Origin of the sequence: Mangrovicoccus sp. HB161399, assembly GCF_013184745.1 — a bacterium.
In the GTDB taxonomy this organism is placed as follows: Bacteria; Pseudomonadota; Alphaproteobacteria; order Rhodobacterales; family Rhodobacteraceae; genus Mangrovicoccus.
The window spans coordinates 39,395-57,163 of sequence record NZ_JAATVU010000016.1; the positions used below are offsets into that span (position 1 = coordinate 39,395).

Annotated in this window: 13 protein-coding genes and 4 pseudogenes; 8 read left to right on the top strand and 9 right to left on the bottom strand. The window is 66.0% G+C overall.

From position 1 onward, the window contains the following. Positions 1-205 precede the first annotated feature (205 nt). The 5 genes from HCC78_RS11340 to yghX all read left to right on the top strand — a co-directional run bounded on the left by HCC78_RS11340 (position 206) and on the right by yghX (position 7,357). On the top strand, positions 206-859 hold the full coding sequence (locus HCC78_RS11340; RefSeq protein ID WP_172328890.1) for a response regulator transcription factor: 654 nt from the start codon (positions 206-208) through the stop codon (positions 857-859). Positions 860-897: 38 nt separating this feature from the next. Further along, positions 898-2,178 carry an ATP-binding protein gene (locus HCC78_RS11345; RefSeq protein ID WP_172328891.1) on the top strand — a complete coding sequence of 427 codons (1,281 nt, stop codon included), beginning with the start codon at positions 898-900 and terminating at the stop codon, positions 2,176-2,178. 106 nt (positions 2,179-2,284) lie between these two features. Then, positions 2,285-3,376, top strand: coding sequence for an efflux RND transporter periplasmic adaptor subunit (locus tag HCC78_RS11350; protein ID WP_172328892.1), 1,092 nt, complete (start codon positions 2,285-2,287; stop codon positions 3,374-3,376). Continuing rightward, entirely contained in the window at positions 3,373-6,444 is a 3,072-nt protein-coding gene (locus HCC78_RS11355; protein ID WP_172328893.1) for an efflux RND transporter permease subunit, read from the top strand. The genes HCC78_RS11350 and HCC78_RS11355 overlap by 4 nt, the downstream gene beginning before the upstream one ends. Before the next feature lie 19 nt (positions 6,445-6,463). Further along, a complete protein-coding gene (gene yghX / locus HCC78_RS11360) occupies positions 6,464-7,357 on the top strand; it encodes a YghX family hydrolase (RefSeq protein ID WP_172328894.1) in 894 nt (297 codons plus the stop codon). A 394-nt stretch (positions 7,358-7,751) separates the two neighbouring features. Here the strand turns inward: yghX and HCC78_RS11365 are convergent, their stop codons facing one another. The 4 genes and pseudogenes from HCC78_RS11365 to HCC78_RS11380 form a co-directional block, all read right to left on the bottom strand. After that, positions 7,752-8,276, bottom strand: a complete 525-nt coding sequence (locus tag HCC78_RS11365; RefSeq protein ID WP_172328895.1) for a thioredoxin — start codon at positions 8,274-8,276, stop codon at positions 7,752-7,754. 17 nt (positions 8,277-8,293) lie between these two features. Next, positions 8,294-9,385, bottom strand: a pseudogene (locus HCC78_RS11370) (IS110 family transposase). An 80-nt stretch (positions 9,386-9,465) separates the two neighbouring features. After that, complete coding sequence (locus HCC78_RS11375; protein WP_172328896.1) at positions 9,466-9,693, bottom strand: hypothetical protein; 228 nt, start codon at positions 9,691-9,693, stop codon at positions 9,466-9,468. Positions 9,694-9,866: 173 nt separating this feature from the next. Beyond that, positions 9,867-10,751: a LysR family transcriptional regulator gene (locus tag HCC78_RS11380; protein ID WP_172328956.1), complete on the bottom strand. Its 885-nt coding sequence runs from the start codon at positions 10,749-10,751 to the stop codon at positions 9,867-9,869. A gap of 100 nt (positions 10,752-10,851) precedes the next feature. Between HCC78_RS11380 and HCC78_RS34780 the strand changes: the two are divergent. Next, positions 10,852-10,926: pseudogene (locus tag HCC78_RS34780) on the top strand (glyoxalase); the annotation flags it as partial. 91 nt (positions 10,927-11,017) lie between these two features. Here HCC78_RS34780 and HCC78_RS11385 read toward each other — a convergent pair. Next, entirely contained in the window at positions 11,018-11,959 is a 942-nt protein-coding gene (locus tag HCC78_RS11385; RefSeq protein WP_172328897.1) for a hypothetical protein, read from the bottom strand. A gap of 42 nt (positions 11,960-12,001) precedes the next feature. Further along, entirely contained in the window at positions 12,002-12,451 is a 450-nt protein-coding gene (locus HCC78_RS11390; protein WP_172328898.1) for a helix-turn-helix domain-containing protein, read from the bottom strand. A 114-nt stretch (positions 12,452-12,565) separates the two neighbouring features. Here HCC78_RS11390 and HCC78_RS11395 point away from each other — a divergent pair. Continuing rightward, positions 12,566-12,704: pseudogene (locus HCC78_RS11395) on the top strand (glyoxalase); the annotation flags it as partial. 52 nt (positions 12,705-12,756) lie between these two features. Here the strand turns inward: HCC78_RS11395 and HCC78_RS11400 are convergent. The 3 genes and pseudogenes from HCC78_RS11400 to HCC78_RS11410 all read right to left on the bottom strand — a co-directional run bounded on the left by HCC78_RS11400 (position 12,757) and on the right by HCC78_RS11410 (position 16,312). Then, positions 12,757-13,969 (bottom strand): annotated as a pseudogene (locus tag HCC78_RS11400) (IS3 family transposase). A gap of 156 nt (positions 13,970-14,125) precedes the next feature. Further along, complete coding sequence (locus tag HCC78_RS11405; RefSeq protein ID WP_172328899.1) at positions 14,126-15,415, bottom strand: sensor histidine kinase KdpD; 1,290 nt, start codon at positions 15,413-15,415, stop codon at positions 14,126-14,128. A gap of 168 nt (positions 15,416-15,583) precedes the next feature. Beyond that, positions 15,584-16,312, bottom strand: coding sequence for a response regulator transcription factor (locus HCC78_RS11410; RefSeq protein ID WP_172328900.1), 729 nt, complete (start codon positions 16,310-16,312; stop codon positions 15,584-15,586). A 199-nt stretch (positions 16,313-16,511) separates the two neighbouring features. Here HCC78_RS11410 and HCC78_RS11415 point away from each other — a divergent pair, with 199 nt between their 5' ends. Then, entirely contained in the window at positions 16,512-17,756 is a 1,245-nt protein-coding gene (locus HCC78_RS11415) for an ABC transporter substrate-binding protein (protein ID WP_172328901.1), read from the top strand. Positions 17,757-17,769 lie beyond the last annotated feature (13 nt).

Sequence of the window (17,769 nt, forward strand, 5' to 3'; positions counted from 1 at the left end):
TTGACCTTTGCTTTCGGCAGTGTCGTGCAAGACATGTAAGCCGATCTTCGCGTGCAACAGGCCGGGCCGCATTGGAACTGCGGCGCCCTCCATAAGCCAAGGCTATTGCGGGCAGACCTGCCTAGCGGCACTCCATCGGCGGTTCTCAGCTTCGGCTCACATTTGCATGCTATATGTAGCGAAGAGACGGCAGGCACGGTGGCGAATGCGAATACTTCTGGTCGAGGATGACGACTTGGTCGGCGATGCAATCTGTCGTGGGCTCGGTCGGGGCTTGGCCGATGTCGCATGGCTGCGGACGGCCGCGGAGGCTTCGGCGGCGATGGCGGTCGGCGGCTTCGAGGTGATCGTTCTCGATCTTGGCCTGCCCGATGGCGACGGCTTCGATTTGCTGCGCGGCCTGCGCAGCGGACGTGATGCGACCCCGGTCCTCGTGCTTACGGCGCGGGACGGGGTGGAGGACCGGATCCGGGGACTCGATCTGGGGGCCGATGACTATCTGCTGAAACCGTTCGATATCCGCGAACTTGGCGCGCGTTGCCGAGCGCTGGCGCGGCGCGCGAATGGCCGGGCCGAGGACCGGATCGTCGTGGACGGCCTCTGCGCCGAACCCGCTTCGAACGCGGTCACCCTCGATGGCCGGCCGCTGGTGCTGCCACGCCAGGAATTCCGCCTTCTCGTCTGCTTGATGGAGCAGCGCGGCCGCGTCGTGTCGAAAGATCGGATCGCCGAGCTGCTCTACGGATGGGAAGAAGGTGCGGAAAGCAACACGGTGGAGGTTCTGATCTCATCGCTTCGCCGCAAAGTAGGGGCCGGGCGCATCCGCACGTTGCGCGGCGTCGGCTACATGATGCCTTGATTGGCCGCTCGGCCAGCCTTCGGCGCAGGCTCATGCGCATGTTTGCCGTGCTGGCCGCCATATGGCTGGCTGCTTCGGCATTCATCTTCTGGCGTGCCTGGGACGAGGTGCAGGACGCCTATACGGATCAGATCGGACACCTCGCGAATGTGACCGCCGATGTCCTGGACCAGAGCGCCCTGTCGGCGGCCGAGATCGGCGAGAGCGTGCGGCGGCGGCGGGACCGCAACTATTTCGTCATCGTCATGGCCGGAGACGAGATCCTCCTGCGCACTGCCAACGCGCCTGAGCCTGAGATGCTGCCGACAGCCTGGTATGTGGAGCGCGCCCGGTCGCGCGATGGCAGGATCGAAGTGATTGCTGGGCTCGAAAGAGAGGAGGTGCGGCAGCTGGCCTGGAACCTCGCGGGCGGTGCGGCGGTGCCGATGCTCGCAGGATTTGCCGTCATGGTTGCCACCTTCGCGATCGCCATGGCCCGCGTGCTCGGGCCGGTTGACCAGTTGAGCCACGACATCCGCAGCCGCCATGCGGAGGCGCTGGCACCTCTGGAGGAAGCCGGCCTGCCGAAGGAACTGCTGCCGATCGTCCGTTCCCTCAACGGACTGCTGGAGCGTCTTGGCCGGACGCTTGCGGCGGAACGGCGCTTTGTCTCTGATGCCAGCCACGAACTCCGGACGCCGCTGACGGCAATCCGTGCGCAACTTGAGACCATCGAGCCCGCCGCGCTTGACGCCGACACCGCCGCGGCGCTGGAGCGGGTGCAGCGCGGCGTCGATAGAGCCGCGCGCGTGGTCACGCAGCTTTTGGCTCTTGCCCGTGCCGAAGCCGTGCCACTGGCGCCACCCGGCCCTGTCAGGCTCGATCTGGAGGCCATCGGCGTCGCGGCGGAGCTGTTTCCGCTTGCGGTGCATGCCGGCAAGGAACTGGATCTCGACTGCCGGAAGGCCAGCGTTCCGTCGCATCCGGCCGACATAGACATGCTGGTGCGCAACCTGCTGGAAAATGCCATTCGCCATTCAGGCAACGGTGCCGATATCTTGCTGTCCTGCGGGATCGACGACGGATGTCCTGTGCTCCGGGTGGAGGACTCGGGTCCGGGCATCCCGGAACAGGACCGTGCCGCAGCCTTTGACCGGTTCCGGCGCGGCAGCGGGGCGGCTGCATCTGGTGCCGGGCTCGGGCTTTCGATCGTTGCCAGTGTCGCCGGACGTCTGGGTGCGGAGATTGCACTTGGAACTGGTCCGGCGCTTGGTGGCCTGATCGTCGAGATCCGCTTTCCGAACTGTCGGCCGAATGACCATGCTACGCCATCAACCTGAGACAAACCTGAGCTGACAACATCATGCAAACACACGATAAAATCACTTGCTGCATCGCGGCTATCCCATAGTTTCCACCTAGGCGAATTCTTTCGGAGACCGTCCAATGAAAGCCCTCCGCGTTCTTGTCGGATCAGCGACTATCCTCGGCGCCGGCCTCGGCGGGCTGCATCTGTCCGAACGTTGGCTTTCCGCTGCTCCGGCAGAGGCCGCGCAGGGCCCGCGCAGCCGGGCACCGCTGGAGGTGAAAACCATGCCGGTCGCCAGCGGGACCTTCTCCACCCGCATCACCGCCATCGGAACGGCACGGGCCCATCGCGCCATCGACCTGACACCCGACGCGACGGGCCGGGTGACCGCAGTGCTCTTCGCTGCAGGCGAGACAATTTCTCCCGGCCAGCCGATCCTGCGGTTGGACGACGAGGTCGAGCAGGCCACGCTCAAGGCAGCGGAGGCCACGCTGGCGGAGGCGCGCGCCGCGCTGGAGCGGCAGGAGGCGCTCTTGGCCCGCGGCAGCGGCACCGATGCGCTGGCCCAGACAGCGCAAGCCGCCTTCCTGCGGGCGGAGGCAGAGCGCGACCTCGCGGCTGCCGCGCTTGCAGACCGGACCCTCCACGCGCCGTTTGCCGGCATGATCGGTCTGTCGGATGTGCTCGCAGGGCAATTGGTCACTACCTCCACGGTGATCGCGGCACTTGACGACACCTCTGTCATCGAGGTCGATTTCCGGGTTCCGGAACGCTATCGCGCCGCGCTGCGCCCCGGGCTGCGGGCCGAACTCCGGTCCGCCACCTATCCCGGCCGCCTCTTCGAAGGTGCGATCGTCGGGATCGATGCGCGGGTGGAGAGCGCGACCCGCTCGGTGCTCATCCGCGCCGAGATCGCCAACGGCGATGCGGCGCTTTCGGGTGGAATGTACATGGATGTCGCCCTCATCCTCGATGAACGCGAAGCACCGGCCGTGCCGGAGCAGGCGCTCTCAGTGGATGGCAACCGGACGCTTGTCCATGTCGCGCGGGGCGGGCGCGCCGTCCTGACCGAGGTGAAGATCGGCCAGACCCGTGACGGCATGGCCGAGGTGCTTTCCGGTCTGGCCACAGGAGACGAGGTCATCGTCAGCAATCTGCACCGCATCTCCGACGGAGAGGACATCGCGGCTCTCGCGGGCGGCTTGCGCCTGGCGGAGGCAGAGCAATGAGCCTGCCGGACCTGTCTCTGCGCCGTCCGGTCTTGGCCACTGTTCTCAACTTGCTGATCGTGCTCGTCGGGGCGGTGGCCATGAGCCGGCTGCCGGTCCGGGAACTGCCGCAGGTCGACAGTGCCGAGGTTACGGTGCGCGTGGATTATACCGGCGCGGCGCCCGACGTGGTGGATGCACAGGTGACCGCCGTGATCGAAGGCGCGCTGGCAGGGGTCGCCGGCCTGGTCTCGATGACCTCGGAATCCGAGAGGGGTGGCATGCGCACCGTTCTTGTCTTCGATCCGTCGGTCGATATCGACAGCGCGACCAACGACGTGCGCACCGCCGTGGACCGCGTTGCAGGAGATCTGCCCGAGGAAGCGGATGCGCCGGAGGTCGAGAAGAACGACAGCGAGGGCGATCCGGTGATCCGCCTGGCCGTCTCCTCGCCGTCGATGACATCGCTGGAACTTTCCGACTATGCCGACCGGACGCTGACAGACCGGCTGGCGCGCCTGCCTGGCGTCGCTTCGGCGCAGGTCTATGGCGAGCGCGCCCCTGCGATGCGGGTCTGGCTGGACACGGCACGCATGGCCGCCCACGGAATCACTGCCGGGGACATAATCTCGGCGCTGCAGGCCAACAATGTCGAGCTTCCCGCAGGCGAGATCGATACCGGCCTCCGCCAGCTGCAGATCCTGGCCGATACCCGCTTCGGATCCGTTTCCGAATTCGAGAACCTCGTCGTGCAGGACAGCGGAACGCGGCCGCTGCGCCTGGGCGATGTCGCTCGGATCGGGATTGCCCCAGTCGACAACGAAAACCTGTTCCGCTCCAACGGTGTGCCTTCGCTCGGTCTCGGCATCCAGCCGCAGGCGCAGGCCAACACCGTGGCAATCTCGCAAGCCGTGCGCGCCGAGATCGACCGCATCCGTCCGGGCCTTCCCGAGGGGATGGAAATCTCGGTCACCTCGGACGAGGCCGTCTTCATCGAAACGTCGATCCGTCAGGTCGCCCATGTCTTCGCCGAGGCAGTGCTCTTGGTCACGGCGGTGATCTTCCTGTTCCTCGGCTCGCTGCGCCTCGCCTTGGTGCCGGCGGTGACCATCCCGATCTCGATCTTGGGCGCGATGCTCGCCATGCTCCTGCTGGGGTTCTCGATCAATATCCTGACGCTCTTTGCCGCCATCCTGGCCATCGGCCTCGTGGTCGACGACGCCATCGTCGTTCTGGAGAACATCCAGCGCCACCGCCGGCTCGGCGCAAGCCGGGCCGAGGCGGCGCGCAAGGGCGCCAACCAGGTGAACTTCGCCGTCATCGCCACCACGGCCGTCCTCATCGCCGTGTTTCTGCCGGTGAGCTTCATGGAGGGCGAGATCGGCCAGCTTTTCGCAGAATTCGGTATCGTTCTGGCGGTGGCCGTAGCTGTCTCGGGCTTCGTCGCGCTCAGCCTGTCGCCGGTTCTGGCTATGATGCTGATGCCGTCCGAGACGCGGCCGAACTTACTGTCGCGTGCTGTCGACGCAATCATGGACGGGCTCGAACGCGGCTACCGTGCCGCTCTCGGCACTGTGCTGGCATATCCCGTGCCACTTCTGGCCACGACCGCCTTTGCCCTCGCGGCCGCCTGGACCGCCTATCAGTCACTGCCGCAACAATTGACGCCCGACGAGGATCGCGGGTCGTTCCGCATCTTCGCCTCCGCACCGCAGGGAGCAACGCTCGAAGTGACCGATGCCGCCGCGCGCAAGATCGAGGCCGTGCTCGCGCCGCTGCGCGAAGATGGCATCGTGTCGGATGTGACCTCCATCGTCGGCGTCTGGGGCGAAGTGCGCCGTGCCCTGATCCTGGTGAATCTTGTGCCCTGGGACGAACGCGACCGCACGCTGGACGAGGTGATGTCCGGGCTGCGCCCCCAGCTGGCCCGCATCACCGAGGTGTCCACGGGCATCCGCCCCTCCGGCGGGCTGGGCATCGGCAGCGGCAGCGGCAGCTTGCAATGGATGCTGGGCGGCCCCGACATTGGGACCGCTGCCGCTTGGGCGGAAGATCTGCGGGCCGGACTGCAGGGCTATGGCGGGCTGGGAGAGGTCGAGCTCGGCTATGCTGCCAACCAGCCCGGCGCCACCATCTCGGTCGACCGCGACATGGCGCAGGATCTCGGCCTCGACGCGCAAGCCGTGGCCGGCACGCTGCAGGTGCTCTTCGCGTCGCGCAGCGTCGGCGAATTCACTTCGGCCGGGCGGCAATATCCGGTGGTTCTGCAGGCCGCGCCCGATGACCGCAATGCCGTCGAGGACATGCTGGGCGTCATGATCCGCAATGACCGCGGCGCCCTGATCCCGCTCTCGGCCTTCGCAAGCATCGAAACCGGTGCTGCGGCGCCTGCTGTCAACCGTCATGACCGGATGCATTCGGTGGAGATGGAGGCCGATCTGGTGGAGGGCACGGACCTTGCAGAAGCCGTTGCACGGGTGGAGGCGGCGATGTCCGCTCTTCCCGCCGGGGCGAGCCTTGCCTGGGAAGGCCAGGCAGCCGACTTCCTCAATTCTTCGAACGGCATGGCACTGGTCTTCGCCATGGCGCTCGCCATCGTCTTCCTGGTGCTGGCTGCGCAATTCGAGAGCTTCCGCACGCCGCTGACCATCATGCTCACCGTGCCGGTGGGACTGGCGGGGGCCGTGGCGACGCTTGCCTTGGCCGGGCAGTCGGTCAATATCTACAGCCAGGTCGGTCTGGTCCTGTTGGTCGGGCTCATGGCAAAGAACGGCATCCTCATGGTCGAGTTCGCGAACCAGCTGCGCGAAGAGGGCCTGTGCCTGCGCAAGGCTGCGCTCGAAGGGGCCGTGACCCGGCTGCGACCCGTGATGATGACCACCATTGCCACGATCCTCGGCGCAGTGCCGCTGGCCACCGCGACCGGCGCCGGAGCAGAGGCACGCGTGGCCATCGGGCTCGTGATCACCGGCGGGCTGAGCTTCGCCTTCCTGCTGACCCTGTTCCTGACACCGGTGACATACCTCATCGTCGAGAGCGTCCGCCTGCCTGGCCGCTCCGGCATATCCATGGCCGAACCGGCCGAATGACGCGAAGGGAGAGACGCGCATGACCCAACAACCCCGCCTGACCGCGAAGGATTTCAGCCCCGAGCTGCTCGAGCTCTACGACTTCTATGCCCATGGCATGATCACCAAGCGCCAGTTCCTCGACCGGGCGGGCAAGTTCGCTGTCGGCGGGCTGACCGCGGCGGCGATCCTCGGCATGATGTCGCCGGATTACGCCATGGCCGAGCAGGTTAGCTTCAACGATCCGGACATCAAGGCAACCTGGATCACCTATCCTTCGCCCAACGGCCATGGCGAGATGCGCGCCTATTACGTCCGCCCGGTCGGCGATGCGCCTGCGCCGGGCGTTGTCGTCGTCCATGAGAACCGCGGGCTGAACCCCTATATCCGGGATGTCGCGCGGCGGCTGGCCAAGGCCGGCTTCATCGCCATGGCGCCCGACGGGCTGACGCCAATGGGCGGCTATCCGGGCAATGACGAGGAGGGCCGCGAGCTGCAACGCCAGGTCGACGGCGAGAAGCTGATGAACGACTTCTTCGCTGCCATCGAATACCTGATGGCCGATGAGGCCGTCACCGGCAAGGTCGGGATCACCGGCTTCTGCTATGGCGGCGGGGTGTCGAACGCGGCGGCTGTGGCCTATCCGGAACTGGGCGCGGCGGTGCCGTTCTACGGCCGCCAAGCAGCGGCGGAGGACGTGCCGAAGATCGAGGCGCCGCTGCTCCTGCATTACGGCGGGCTCGACGAGCGGGTGAATGCGGGCTGGCCGGCCTACAAGGCGGCGCTCGACGCGGCCGGCAAGACCTACGAGGCGCATATCTACGAGGGCGCCAATCACGGTTTCCACAACGATTCCACGCCGCGGTTCGACGAGGCGGCGGCGACGCTGGCCTGGGAGCGGACGCTCGACTGGTTCCGCACGCATCTGGCCTGATTTCCGGGATCCTCCCATCACGAACCGGCCCACCCCCGCCGGCTCCTCGAAGTTCCAGAAGGTCCTCCACTGGATCGTCGTGAGGCTTGTCGCGCTGCAATATCTTGCCTTCGATAGTATCGGCGGCAGTTCAACGGACTGATGCGCGAGGGTGCGGCGGTCTGCAATGTCTCCTCGCTCGGATATATCCCGGCGGGGAGCGGCATCCTTCTGGCCATGTTGGCGAGGCTCTGGCTGCGGAGGGGGCATGGCAGGCCGGAGCTTCCCGCCGAAGAACACTCATGGGCCGGGACCTTGGCCCATGCCACGCATGCCGTGCTCTACGCCCTGCTCGTTGCCATGCCGCTCATCAGATCGTCTGGAAGACCGGGCTGATCCGGCGGATGATGTGAGGTCAGGCAAGCCTCAGGTCGGCGAGCCATTTCTCGACGGTGTCGCCGCTGCCCATGTCTTCCCGCATCTCGCCGTCGACCATGAAGCTCGGCGATCCATGCACGCCGCGCCTGCGGGAGTAGCGGGCATGGGCCTTCATCAGGTCAGTCGCCTCCGGAAGCGCGAAGGCTTCGGCGAGCGCAACGCCGCCAAGCTCCTCGATCCGGGCCAGGATGTCAGCCGGGGACAGCGCCATGTTCGGGCCGTGCGAATGGTCGGCCAGGACGAACTCCTCGCGATGGGCGAAGACCTTCTCCATCACTGACAGCGCAGCATCCTTGCCGCCTGCGGTCAGCGAGGCGGCAAGGATGCTGCGGCTGACGACCGGCGAGAAGGTGTGCCAAGGCTGAGACTGGATCTGGATGGCGATGGTCAGCCGGTCGCTGCCCGCGGCCGAGAGAAGCGGGCCGAGCTTTGCAAAGGCCTTGGCGCTGAACGGGCAGGTGGGTTCGAGGAAGACGGCAAGGCGCGTCGCGCCCTCGCCCATTGATGCCCTTCTAAGAGTCAAGGCACGATCTGGGACTGGCTGATGCGGGCATTGCCCTTCCGGAGGATGGCGAAGACTTCGCGGGCGATGTAGCGCTTCAGGCTGCGCAGCGCCTCGAGCTTCGAGTTCCCCTCGGCGACACGCCGGGCGACATAGGCCTATGTCCTCGCATCAGTCCTCAGTCGCCCGATCGCGATGATGTGCAGAGCGCTGTTCGCCGCCCGGTCTCCGCCGCGGTTGAGCCGGTGGCGGGTCGTCTTGCCCGAGGAGGCGGGCACCGGGCTCACGCCGCAGAGCGCGGCGAAGCTGGCTTCGGATTTCAGCCGCCCCGGGTTGTCCCCCGCCGTCAGAAGCAGCTGCGCGGCGCTGTTCATGCCGACGCAGGGCCTCTCCAGAAGCTCCGGGGTCCGATCCTTCACGATGGCATCGATCATCTTGTCCAGATCGGCGATCTCGTCATGCAGCTCCAAATATCGCCGGGCCAGGAACTTGAGGGAGATGCGATACGCCACGTCCACCTCGCGATAGGCGGACAGGTCCGGGCGCCAGGCCGCGAGGGTGCGGATCAGCTGCATCCGGGTCATCTTGCGCAGCGGGTCCCGCAGCTTGTCCGGGGCGCAGACGATCGTCGTCTGGATCATCTGCAGGGCGATGCGCCTGGCCTGGATGGCTGTCTTGCGGCAGACCCTGAGAACGCGGAGACTTTCGACCATCCCGTCGCGGCTCCGCGGCGTCACCGTGCGGCGTTCCGCATAGGCGGCATGGGCGGCGCTTTCGGCATCGAAGTCGTCATTCTTGCCCCTCAGCCGCCGATCCAGCCTGTCTGGTGCGATGACGTCCAGCACGGTGACCCCGGCCTCCTGCATGAAGCGCAGCAATCCCGCCCCATAGCTGCCCGAGCATTCGATCCCGATGCGCCGGAGATCGCCGAAGGAACGCATCCAAGCGAGCAGCTGGCGATATCCCTGCCTGGTCGTGGGGAAGCTTTCGACGCCGAGGAGGCGGTCGAAATGGTCGACGACCGCCGCGACATGGAGGTCCTTGTGGGTATCGCGCCGGAGGCGTGCATGATGCACGACGCCGCCGACAATGTATGGATTCTCAGCCATTTGATGGCCCCTTGCTTCAGAAGCTGAACGTGCTGCTCGCCCGGAAGCTGCTGGGACAGGACAGTCATGGGACCAGGTGGTCACGCCCTTCTCGGGTCACCGCGCATCTCCAAGGCAAAGCCTCGCTGGCCGGCATTCCGGATGACCGACAGATCAACGGAAAGACACAAGGGGTCGATCGGCGTGGGAGTCAGGTCATGCCGAAATGCCGGCCAGCCCCAGTCATCGAAGTCCGATCCGGTTTTCCAACCGAACTGCCCGATGACCGGTGCCAGCTCTATGACTGTCAGCGTGGTTTCGTCGGTCATCTCGGTTTCCTTGCGTCAGTTCACTGCGTTCGGGCATGAACGCCCGATGCTTTCAAATAGCGCGCATTCTCCATTTTTTCAGTATGGTGTACCGAACACCGGTATTCTTTCTGCAATTCCCGATATTCTGTACTCGGCAGAGACGGTGGCGGACCGTGCCGTCATGCCGTGCATCAAAGCACTGATAGTTCTGCTTCGATCTCCTGTTGGACCCGGCGGGCACGGGCAGGCAGACGCTGGTTGCGGCGGCGGATCAGCCAGAGCTCGTGGCACACCGGCGTGGATAGCGGCATGACCTGCAGACGGCTGCGGCCCGGATGCGCGCCGAGGCCACTGCGCGGCAGTATGGTATAGCCTAGGCCGTGCAGAACCGGCTCGGGGATCTGGCCGATCTGATTGATGAAGCTGCGCGCCCGCAGGCGGTCCGCGCCTGGATAGCATTCCGGAAAATTTGCGCCGAGCAGCTCGTCGGCATGCGCAAAGCCGTCCGGATGCGCGATGAAGCCAAGGTCATCGAGCTCTGCGAAGCTTGCGGGCGAACCGAGGCAAGCGGGGAGGATGAGGCAGAGTTCGTCCAGCCCGACACTCAGGCCTTCCAGCCTGGGGTGGACCGGGGAATGATCGGCGATGCCCAGATCGATGCTTCCGTCGAGGACGCAGTCGAAGATCCTCACCTGCGGCATGGCCTCGAGGACGATGAACAGCTCCGGCGCCGCAGCCATCAGGGCCATGAACCGTGGATGGAGCAGCAGCGCCAGCGAGCCCGAGCAGGCGATTGACACGCGTCCCCGGTCGGGATCGTCATGCTGGAGAGTTCCGCGCAGAACCAGCTCCTCCTCGCGGCGGCGTCTGGCAACCGCAAGCACCGCCTCGCCGGCGGGCGTGAGGGAAAAGCTCTTTCCGTCGCGCGTCAGCAGCGGCTGGCCGATCTGCGCCTCAAGCTTCTTGAGATGCTGGCTCACCCCCGGCTGGGTCATGTTCAGCACCGCCGCGGCGCGGGTGAAATGTCCCTCGTCGCAGAGCGTGGCGAAGGTCTCCAGCCAAGCCGCGTTCAGCATGACATCAACCCATTTCATTATGCCTTTCTATACAAATGATAATTTTCTGCGCCAAGGCGGGCAATCCATATCTGCGGAAACCGCACAGGAGAGCGACATGATCCAGACGACCCCGCGCACATTCTCGCATATCGGCCTGTCCGTGCCCGATCTCGACAAGGCCGTCGCGTTCTATGTAAACGCAAAGCTGAAGTGTCACCGATCGTGCAAAGCGGAAATGTCACCCTGCCGATGCGGCGAGCAGCCGGGCAGGCCGGAGACCTCCGTCAATCGGAGGCCTGCCTGGCAGCGGTTTCGGCGCGCTTCCTTGTGCAAAGCTCCAGGCGCGAGGGGCGCCCCGGGCGCCTTCCGCCCTCCTTCCTGTACCCGGCATGGGCACTCGATGGCGGCACGGTCACCGGGGGCGGTGGTTTCTCCTGCCCGGCCTTGATATGCGCCAAGACCACCGACAGGCGCTTGTTCCCGGCGATGGCAGCGTGGGTCACCCGCTGCTGATGGGGATCGAAGATCCGGAAGGGCAGTGCCACCCCCTTGTGCCGGACCTGGAGCCGGCCATCAGCCAAATCGCAGGCATCGGCATGCTGGCCCGCGGCGGACCGGGAGAGATCGCTGTCTTCCACCAGCAGCTTCATGCGGGCATAGGCCATGGCCAGCTTCTTGCAGAGCTGGCGCTGGTCGCGCAGACACAGGATGTTTCGCAGCCGGTCCGGAGGCACGTTCAAGGGAGGATGAAGGTCGCGGCCCGGCAGCGGGGCGACGGCGAAGCGCGCATTCCTGCGCTTCGCGAAGCCGGGCAGGAAGGCGTTCGCAGCCTCAGAGCCGGAAATCCCGGCCTGCCGCAGCTCCTTCACCGGCCGGTCCTGCAGCGTCCGGTTGCCGCGTTCGACCCGGCCCTTGGCCTGGCTGGAATTGGCGCAGAGGATCTCGATCAGCAGCTCGGCCAGGGCCCGGCCGAACTGGGTCATCCCGCTGGAATGCTGGCCGGGTTTCGGGACGCGGAAGACAGTGTGCTTGTCGGAATAGAAGGCCACGGGGCGGCCGTGCCGGGCCAGATACCGCTCGAGCGCGCCGAAGTAGGACCATGTGCTTTCGGAGGGGGCGAATTCCAGGTGCATCAGCGTGCTGGTGGCGTCGTCGATGAACACGAGCAGCGTGCACGGATCCCATTCACCGCCACCGCTCGGACCGGTGGCGCGCCGGCGGCTCATTCCTCGAGCCACCGATGTTCGGGGCCGTCGATCCGCTGGCCGTCAGGGCATTGCCGAAGGCAATGTCCCGAGAGGCTGGATGAGCTCGCCCAGGGCGTCCCGCCGCAGACGCGGCTGGCGGATGCGGTGCCTCTGCCGGCGCGGGAGCCAGATCTCCGCCTCGGCCATCCATTTCCGCAGCATCTCGCGCGACACCCGGATCCCGTGCAGTTTCGCCAGCTTCTCGGCCGCGAGCGTCGGGCCGAAATCGGTGAAGTGCTCCCGAACCAGGGAGAGCGCGAGATCGCGCCGGGCGTCGTGGATCCGGTTGCCTGCCGTCCGTCCGCGGGATGCATGGCGGATCGAGGCAGCTCCGCCGCCACGGCAACGCTTCAGGAGCCGGAACATCTGGCGGCGGCTGACGCCCAGGATGCCTGCACCGGCATCGATGCCCAGCCGCCCGTCATCGACCTGAGCCAGAACGTCGACCCGCTCCAATTCGCGTTCGCTCATCAACACCCATCCCACGGAAGCTCTCCCTCGCCATCACCAGCAGGGAGAGTGACACTTTCGCTTTGTTCCGGGGTGACATTATCGCCTTGCGCCTACACGTTCTATCGCGATGTCATGGGTTTTTATGTCATCATGGAGCCGACCGAGATCGCACAGGATGACAGCGATATCGGCGCCATGTGCGACGATGTCTTCGGCCCGGGCTGGGGCAAGTTCCGTATCGCGCACCTTTCGACGGCCTACAGAGGTGGTCCCGATTTTTCGACCAGTTTGCCGCCGGGCCAAGCTATAGCATTGGTTTCACGTCAGGCGGCGATCTTCAGGTTCGGGGTCCGGGTACCATAGGCCTCATCCGGCGTCAGCAACCCATGCGATGAGTGCGGGCGTCTCTCGTTGCAATAGCTGATCCAGGCGCCGATCCCCTCGCGGGCCTCCGACCCGGTCTCGAAAGCGTTCAGATAGACGCACTCGTATTTCAGGGAGCGCCACAGACGCTCGATCATCCGGTTGTCGATCCAGCGGCCGCGCCCGTCGATGGAGATTTTCACTTTCGCGTCGTGCAGCGCGCCGGTGAAGTCGGTGCTGGTGAATTGGGATCCCTGATCGCTGTTGAAGATCTCCGGCGCGCCGTATTTCGCCAGCGCCTCTTTCAAGGTCTCGACGCAGAATCCCGCGTCCATGGAATTCGACAAACGCCAGCTCAGCACCTTCCGGCTATGCCAGTCCATGACGGCCACGAGGTAGAGGAAGCCACGACGCATCGGGATGTAGCTGATGTCGGTGCACCAGACCTGGTTCGGCCGGGTGATGGCCAAGTCTCTGAGGAGATACGGATATATCTTGTGCTCTGGGTGTTTCCTGCTGGTCTTCGGCTCCTGGTTCCCTCTCGGGACATTGCTGCGCAATGCCCTGCCGGGCATCGGATCGGCACCAGCCGCATGAGCTTCATCAGCCGCCTGACGCGATGCCGCCCGCATTTGTGCCCTTCTCTGTGCATGTGGCGGGCCATCTGGCGCGAGCCGTACCACGGCGTTTCGAGAAACTGGCGATCGATGATCGCCATGAAGGCGAGGTTCTCCGCGCTTTCGCCGCGCGGCTGGTAGTAGAGGCTCGAGCGGGCCAGCGACAGCAGGCTGCACTGCCGCCGCACGCTGAGGCCGGGATGATCCTTCTTCACCGCTTTCTGCCTCCAGTGCCGGGGATGAGACTAGAGGATTCCGACAAAAAATCCCGCTCCACGACCAGCTGGCCGATCTTGGCGTGAAGTTTCTCCACATCCGCTGCCGAAACCATCGGCTCGGCAGCCGCCTTCGTATCGAAGGCCGATGCCATCTTCTCGATGGCTATCCGTTTCCAGCCGCTGATCATGGTGGGATGGATATCGTTGAACGGCTCTCTCGGACCGATGGCGTTCGCCGTTCAACTCTTGGCCAGCTCGGCCGTCGTCAGTTCCTCGCGGATGGCCTCGAGAGCCACCTTCGCCTTGAACTCCGCTGAATAGCGTTTCCGTTTCGTCATCTCGGGTCAGTCTTCGTCAGGCGCTAAAGCTTGACACCTGGTCCGAAATCCCGCGACCATCTCTCCATGTTGCGGTCCAAGACCCCGATCTGGAAGGGCTGCTGGAGCGGATCGTCGCGGCAGGCGGCAAGCGCTTTGCCGCAGGGCAGCACCCTGCTAGAGGCGGCGGATCAAGAGCCGGACCCGCAAGCCGCGCTCGGCCTGTTCGAAGATCAGCTCGCCGCCGTGCTGCTGCGCCACGGTCGTCGCCACGGCGAGGCCAAGCCCGAAGCCATCCTGTCCGCCGCAGTTCGTCCCCCGGCGGAACGGAGCAGTCAGCTGCTGGAGCAGGGCCGGATCGACGGTGCCCCCATCGTCCTCGACGGTGATGCATGCGCTACTCGCGTCGGCCTGCAGGCCAAGACGGGCTGCACCTCCGTATTTGAGCGCGTTTTCCGCCAGATTGACGATGGCCCGCCGCAGCGCACGGGCCCGCGCCGTGACCAGGACCCGCCGCCCGGCGGGAAGCGCATGCCGCCCGGCAGGGTTCAGGAAAACGGTGGCGGCTGTGGAGACATGCTCTTCGGGCAGTTGCAGCAGGCGGACCGGCAGGCCCAGGTCCCGGTAGTCGTCGGCAATGGCCGCGAGCAATGCGCTCAGCGAGATTTCCCTGGGCTGTTCGTCATCCAGCTCGGTGCGGGTATAGGCCAGAACCCCTTCGATCATGCCGGTCATCTGGTCGATATCCGCGCTGAGCCGGTCGCGCAGCTGCGGATCATCGATCAGCGCAGCGCGCAGCCGCAGCCGCGTTGCCGGCGATCCGAGGTCATGGCTGACATGGGACAGGTATTCCGCGCGCTTTTCCATCCTGGCCTGCTCTTCCTCCAGCCGCGCGGCCAGCGCCAGGGAAATATCGCGCAGTTCCGCCGGGCCGGTGCCGGCCGGGAAGGCGGCGCTGCCGGGCTGCTGCCGCACGGCAAGTGTTTCGGCGAAGTGCCGGAAGGCTTGGGCGGTGCGACCTGCACTCGAGAGAGCGGCCGCGAGACCCAATACCGCGAGCCCGCCTGCGATCAGCCGGTTGTCGCGGGGGACGGCGGCGCAGGACCAGATGCTGCTGCCCTCGATCCGGAACCACGCGCCCTCGGCATTGCGCGCCAGAAGCACGGGATCGCCACAGTAGGTGGCGACTACCCGGATGATGGAGCCCAGCTTGCGCGCCGCGGCGAGATCCGGCGCGCTGCCGATATCGGCCACGGGATAGTGCAGCCCGCTGGACAGGATGGCGATGGACAGGACCGGCGGCGCCAGCGGCGGCATGAAGGAATCGCGAACGGTCACCAATGTGCTGCGGGCACCGGAGGGCACGCCGGCAATCTCCGCGAAGGCGCCACGTTCGGCGGACGCCGCCTCGCCGGGCGCCAGCGGCACCACCGGCAGCGGCGAGAAATCCGGCCTGCCCGCGACCAAGGCGGGAAACAGGCTCTGGCCGGCCCGGTAGGCGGCAGAGCGGTAGCGGCCCCAGGCGCTCTGCGACTCGTACCACAGGACCGAGGCAGCCATGCCCGACAGGAAGGCCAGCACGATCCACAGTCCGAATATTCCGGAGAGACGCATCGGGCGCTTCAGCACGCAAGCTCACTCCTGAAGCACGACATCCGCGCCGAACACATAGCCGACATTGCGCTCGGTGCGCAGCAGCCGCGGCTTGCGCGGGTCGGCCTCGATCTTCGAGCGCAGGCGGCCGACCAGCATGTCGATCGCGCGCCCGCCGGGATCGGCCGTCTCCTCGCCGGTAACATCCAGTCCGGCGGCGATTTCCTCCCGGGTCAGGGGCACGTGAGGGTTGGCCAGCAGCAGCTTCAGAAGGCGGGTCTCGCGCTGCGACAGCGTCACGTGGTAGCCGTCCGGCGACTGGATCTCGTCGCCCTTGGCATCGAATGTCCAGCCGCTGAAGGTCCATGTCCCGGCAGAGCGGCGATAGGCCAGCGAAGGGCTGCGGCGCAGCCGGCGCATGACGGCACGGATGCGCGCGATCAGCAGGTCAGGGTTGAACGGCTTGGCAATGTAGTCGTCCGCGCCGCCACGATAGCCCGCCATTCGGTGCTGGTCGGCCGAGAGCGCCGAGACGATGATGATCGGCAGATCCAGTTCCTTGCGCAGGCGGCGGCAGATCTCGACCCCGTTCTGGCGGCCCAGCATCACGTCGAGCAGGATCAGGTCGAGCCGGCCCGTGGCCAGGGCGGCCCGGATGTCTTCCTCCGTCTCGGCGCCGAGGGCGACCGTGCCCTGTTTCTGCAGATAGGCGACCATCATGTCGCGCATCTCCTGGTCGTCATCGACGACCAGAATCCTCGGTATCGGCATCGACCGTTCCTCCCCAACGGTAGTTTGCTGCCCCTGTCCTAGCACCGTTCCTGCCGGGAAATGTAACGCTTTGTCACGGATCGGAACGAATTTTCCGGAGCCGCGGCCGGAGCCGGATTTCGGCGGTTGTGCGCGGGCCGCGGCAGCGGCTTAATCGGGCATAGACGGCCCCGAAGGCCGCGTGAGGGAGGAGACGGAAATGAGATATTGCGCGATCCGCGCAGTCATGGCGGCTGCGGTTCTGGCACCCTGTGCCGCGGGTGCGGAGCCCCAGGCCGAGGTCCTGCATTGGTGGACTTCGGGCGGAGAAGCAAAGGCTGTCGCCGTTCTGCAGCAGGAATTCGCCGCGCGCGGCGGCAGCTGGACCGACATGCCGGTTGCAGGGGGCGGCGGCGATGCGGCGATGACGGCGCTGCGCGCCCGGGTGCTGTCCGGCAATCCGCCGACTGCGGTGCAGCTGAAGGGCCCGGCGATCCAGGAATGGTACGAGGAAGGCGTGCTGGCCGACATCTCGGACGTCGCTGCCGCCCAGAACTGGGAGCAGGTGCTTCCGCAGGCTATTTCTGCCCACATGAAATGCGGCGGAACCTGGTGCGCGGCTCCGGTGAACGTGCATCGCGTCGACTGGATGTGGGCCAACGCCGAGGTTCTGGCGCAGAACGGCATTGGCATGCCTGCCAGCTGGGAGGAGTTCAATGCGGCAGCCGAGAAGCTCATCGCCGCAGGCATCACGCCATTGGCGCACGGAGGCCAGGCATGGCAGGATGCGACCGTGTTCGAGACGGTGGTTCTCGGCATCGGCGGCACCGAGTTCTACCGCAAGGCCCTGATCGATCTCGACGAGGAGGCGCTCGGCTCGGACACGATGACGGCGGTCTTCGACCAGATGCGCATCCTGCGCGGCTTTGTCGACGACAACTTTCCCGGCCGGGACTGGAACCTCGCGACCGCCATGGTGATGAACGGCGAGGCTGCCTTCCAGATCATGGGTGACTGGGCCAAGGGCGAATTCCTCGCTGCGGGAAAGGTGCCGGGCGAGGACTTCCTCTGTGCTTCGACCCCGGGCGACGGCTTCCTCTACAATGTCGACAGCTTCGCGATGTTCGATGTCGGTGCCGGCGATGCGCGCGAGGGCCAGGAGATCCTCGCCGAACTGATTGTCGGCCCGTCCTTCCAGGAGACTTTCAACCTCGCCAAGGGGTCCATCCCGGTCCGCAGCGACGTGAGCCTCGACGGCTTCGACAGCTGCGCGCAGCTCTCGGCACGGGACATGAACGCTGCCTCGGACGACGCCGGTCTGCTGCCGTCCTTCGCCCATGGCATGGCGCTGCGGGGAGCCCAGGCCGGCGCGATCAGCGATGTGGTCACGGCGCATTTCAACTCGGACATGTCGTCGGAGGAGGCGGTCGAGCAACTCGGCCGCGCCATCGCGAACTCGATGTGACCCCCCCGCGCGG

What these genes read in the sequence shown, in the direction of transcription:
- HCC78_RS11340 (WP_172328890.1), top strand. Translation starts at nt 206, where the DNA reads ATGCGAATACTTCTGGTCGAGGATGACGACTTGGTCGGCGATGCAATC.
- HCC78_RS11345 (WP_172328891.1), top strand. Translation starts at nt 898, where the DNA reads ATGTTTGCCGTGCTGGCCGCCATATGGCTGGCTGCTTCGGCATTCATC.
- HCC78_RS11350 (WP_172328892.1), top strand. Translation starts at nt 2,285, where the DNA reads ATGAAAGCCCTCCGCGTTCTTGTCGGATCAGCGACTATCCTCGGCGCC.
- HCC78_RS11355 (WP_172328893.1), top strand. Translation starts at nt 3,373, where the DNA reads ATGAGCCTGCCGGACCTGTCTCTGCGCCGTCCGGTCTTGGCCACTGTT.
- yghX (WP_172328894.1), top strand. Translation starts at nt 6,464, where the DNA reads ATGACCCAACAACCCCGCCTGACCGCGAAGGATTTCAGCCCCGAGCTG.
- HCC78_RS11365 (WP_172328895.1), bottom strand. Translation starts at nt 8,276, where the DNA reads ATGGGCGAGGGCGCGACGCGCCTTGCCGTCTTCCTCGAACCCACCTGC.
- HCC78_RS11375 (WP_172328896.1), bottom strand. Translation starts at nt 9,693, where the DNA reads ATGACCGACGAAACCACGCTGACAGTCATAGAGCTGGCACCGGTCATC.
- HCC78_RS11380 (WP_172328956.1), bottom strand. Translation starts at nt 10,751, where the DNA reads ATGCTGAACGCGGCTTGGCTGGAGACCTTCGCCACGCTCTGCGACGAG.
- HCC78_RS11385 (WP_172328897.1), bottom strand. Translation starts at nt 11,959, where the DNA reads ATGAGCCGCCGGCGCGCCACCGGTCCGAGCGGTGGCGGTGAATGGGAT.
- HCC78_RS11390 (WP_172328898.1), bottom strand. Translation starts at nt 12,451, where the DNA reads ATGAGCGAACGCGAATTGGAGCGGGTCGACGTTCTGGCTCAGGTCGAT.
- HCC78_RS11410 (WP_172328900.1), bottom strand. Translation starts at nt 16,312, where the DNA reads ATGCCGATACCGAGGATTCTGGTCGTCGATGACGACCAGGAGATGCGC.
- HCC78_RS11415 (WP_172328901.1), top strand. Translation starts at nt 16,512, where the DNA reads ATGAGATATTGCGCGATCCGCGCAGTCATGGCGGCTGCGGTTCTGGCA.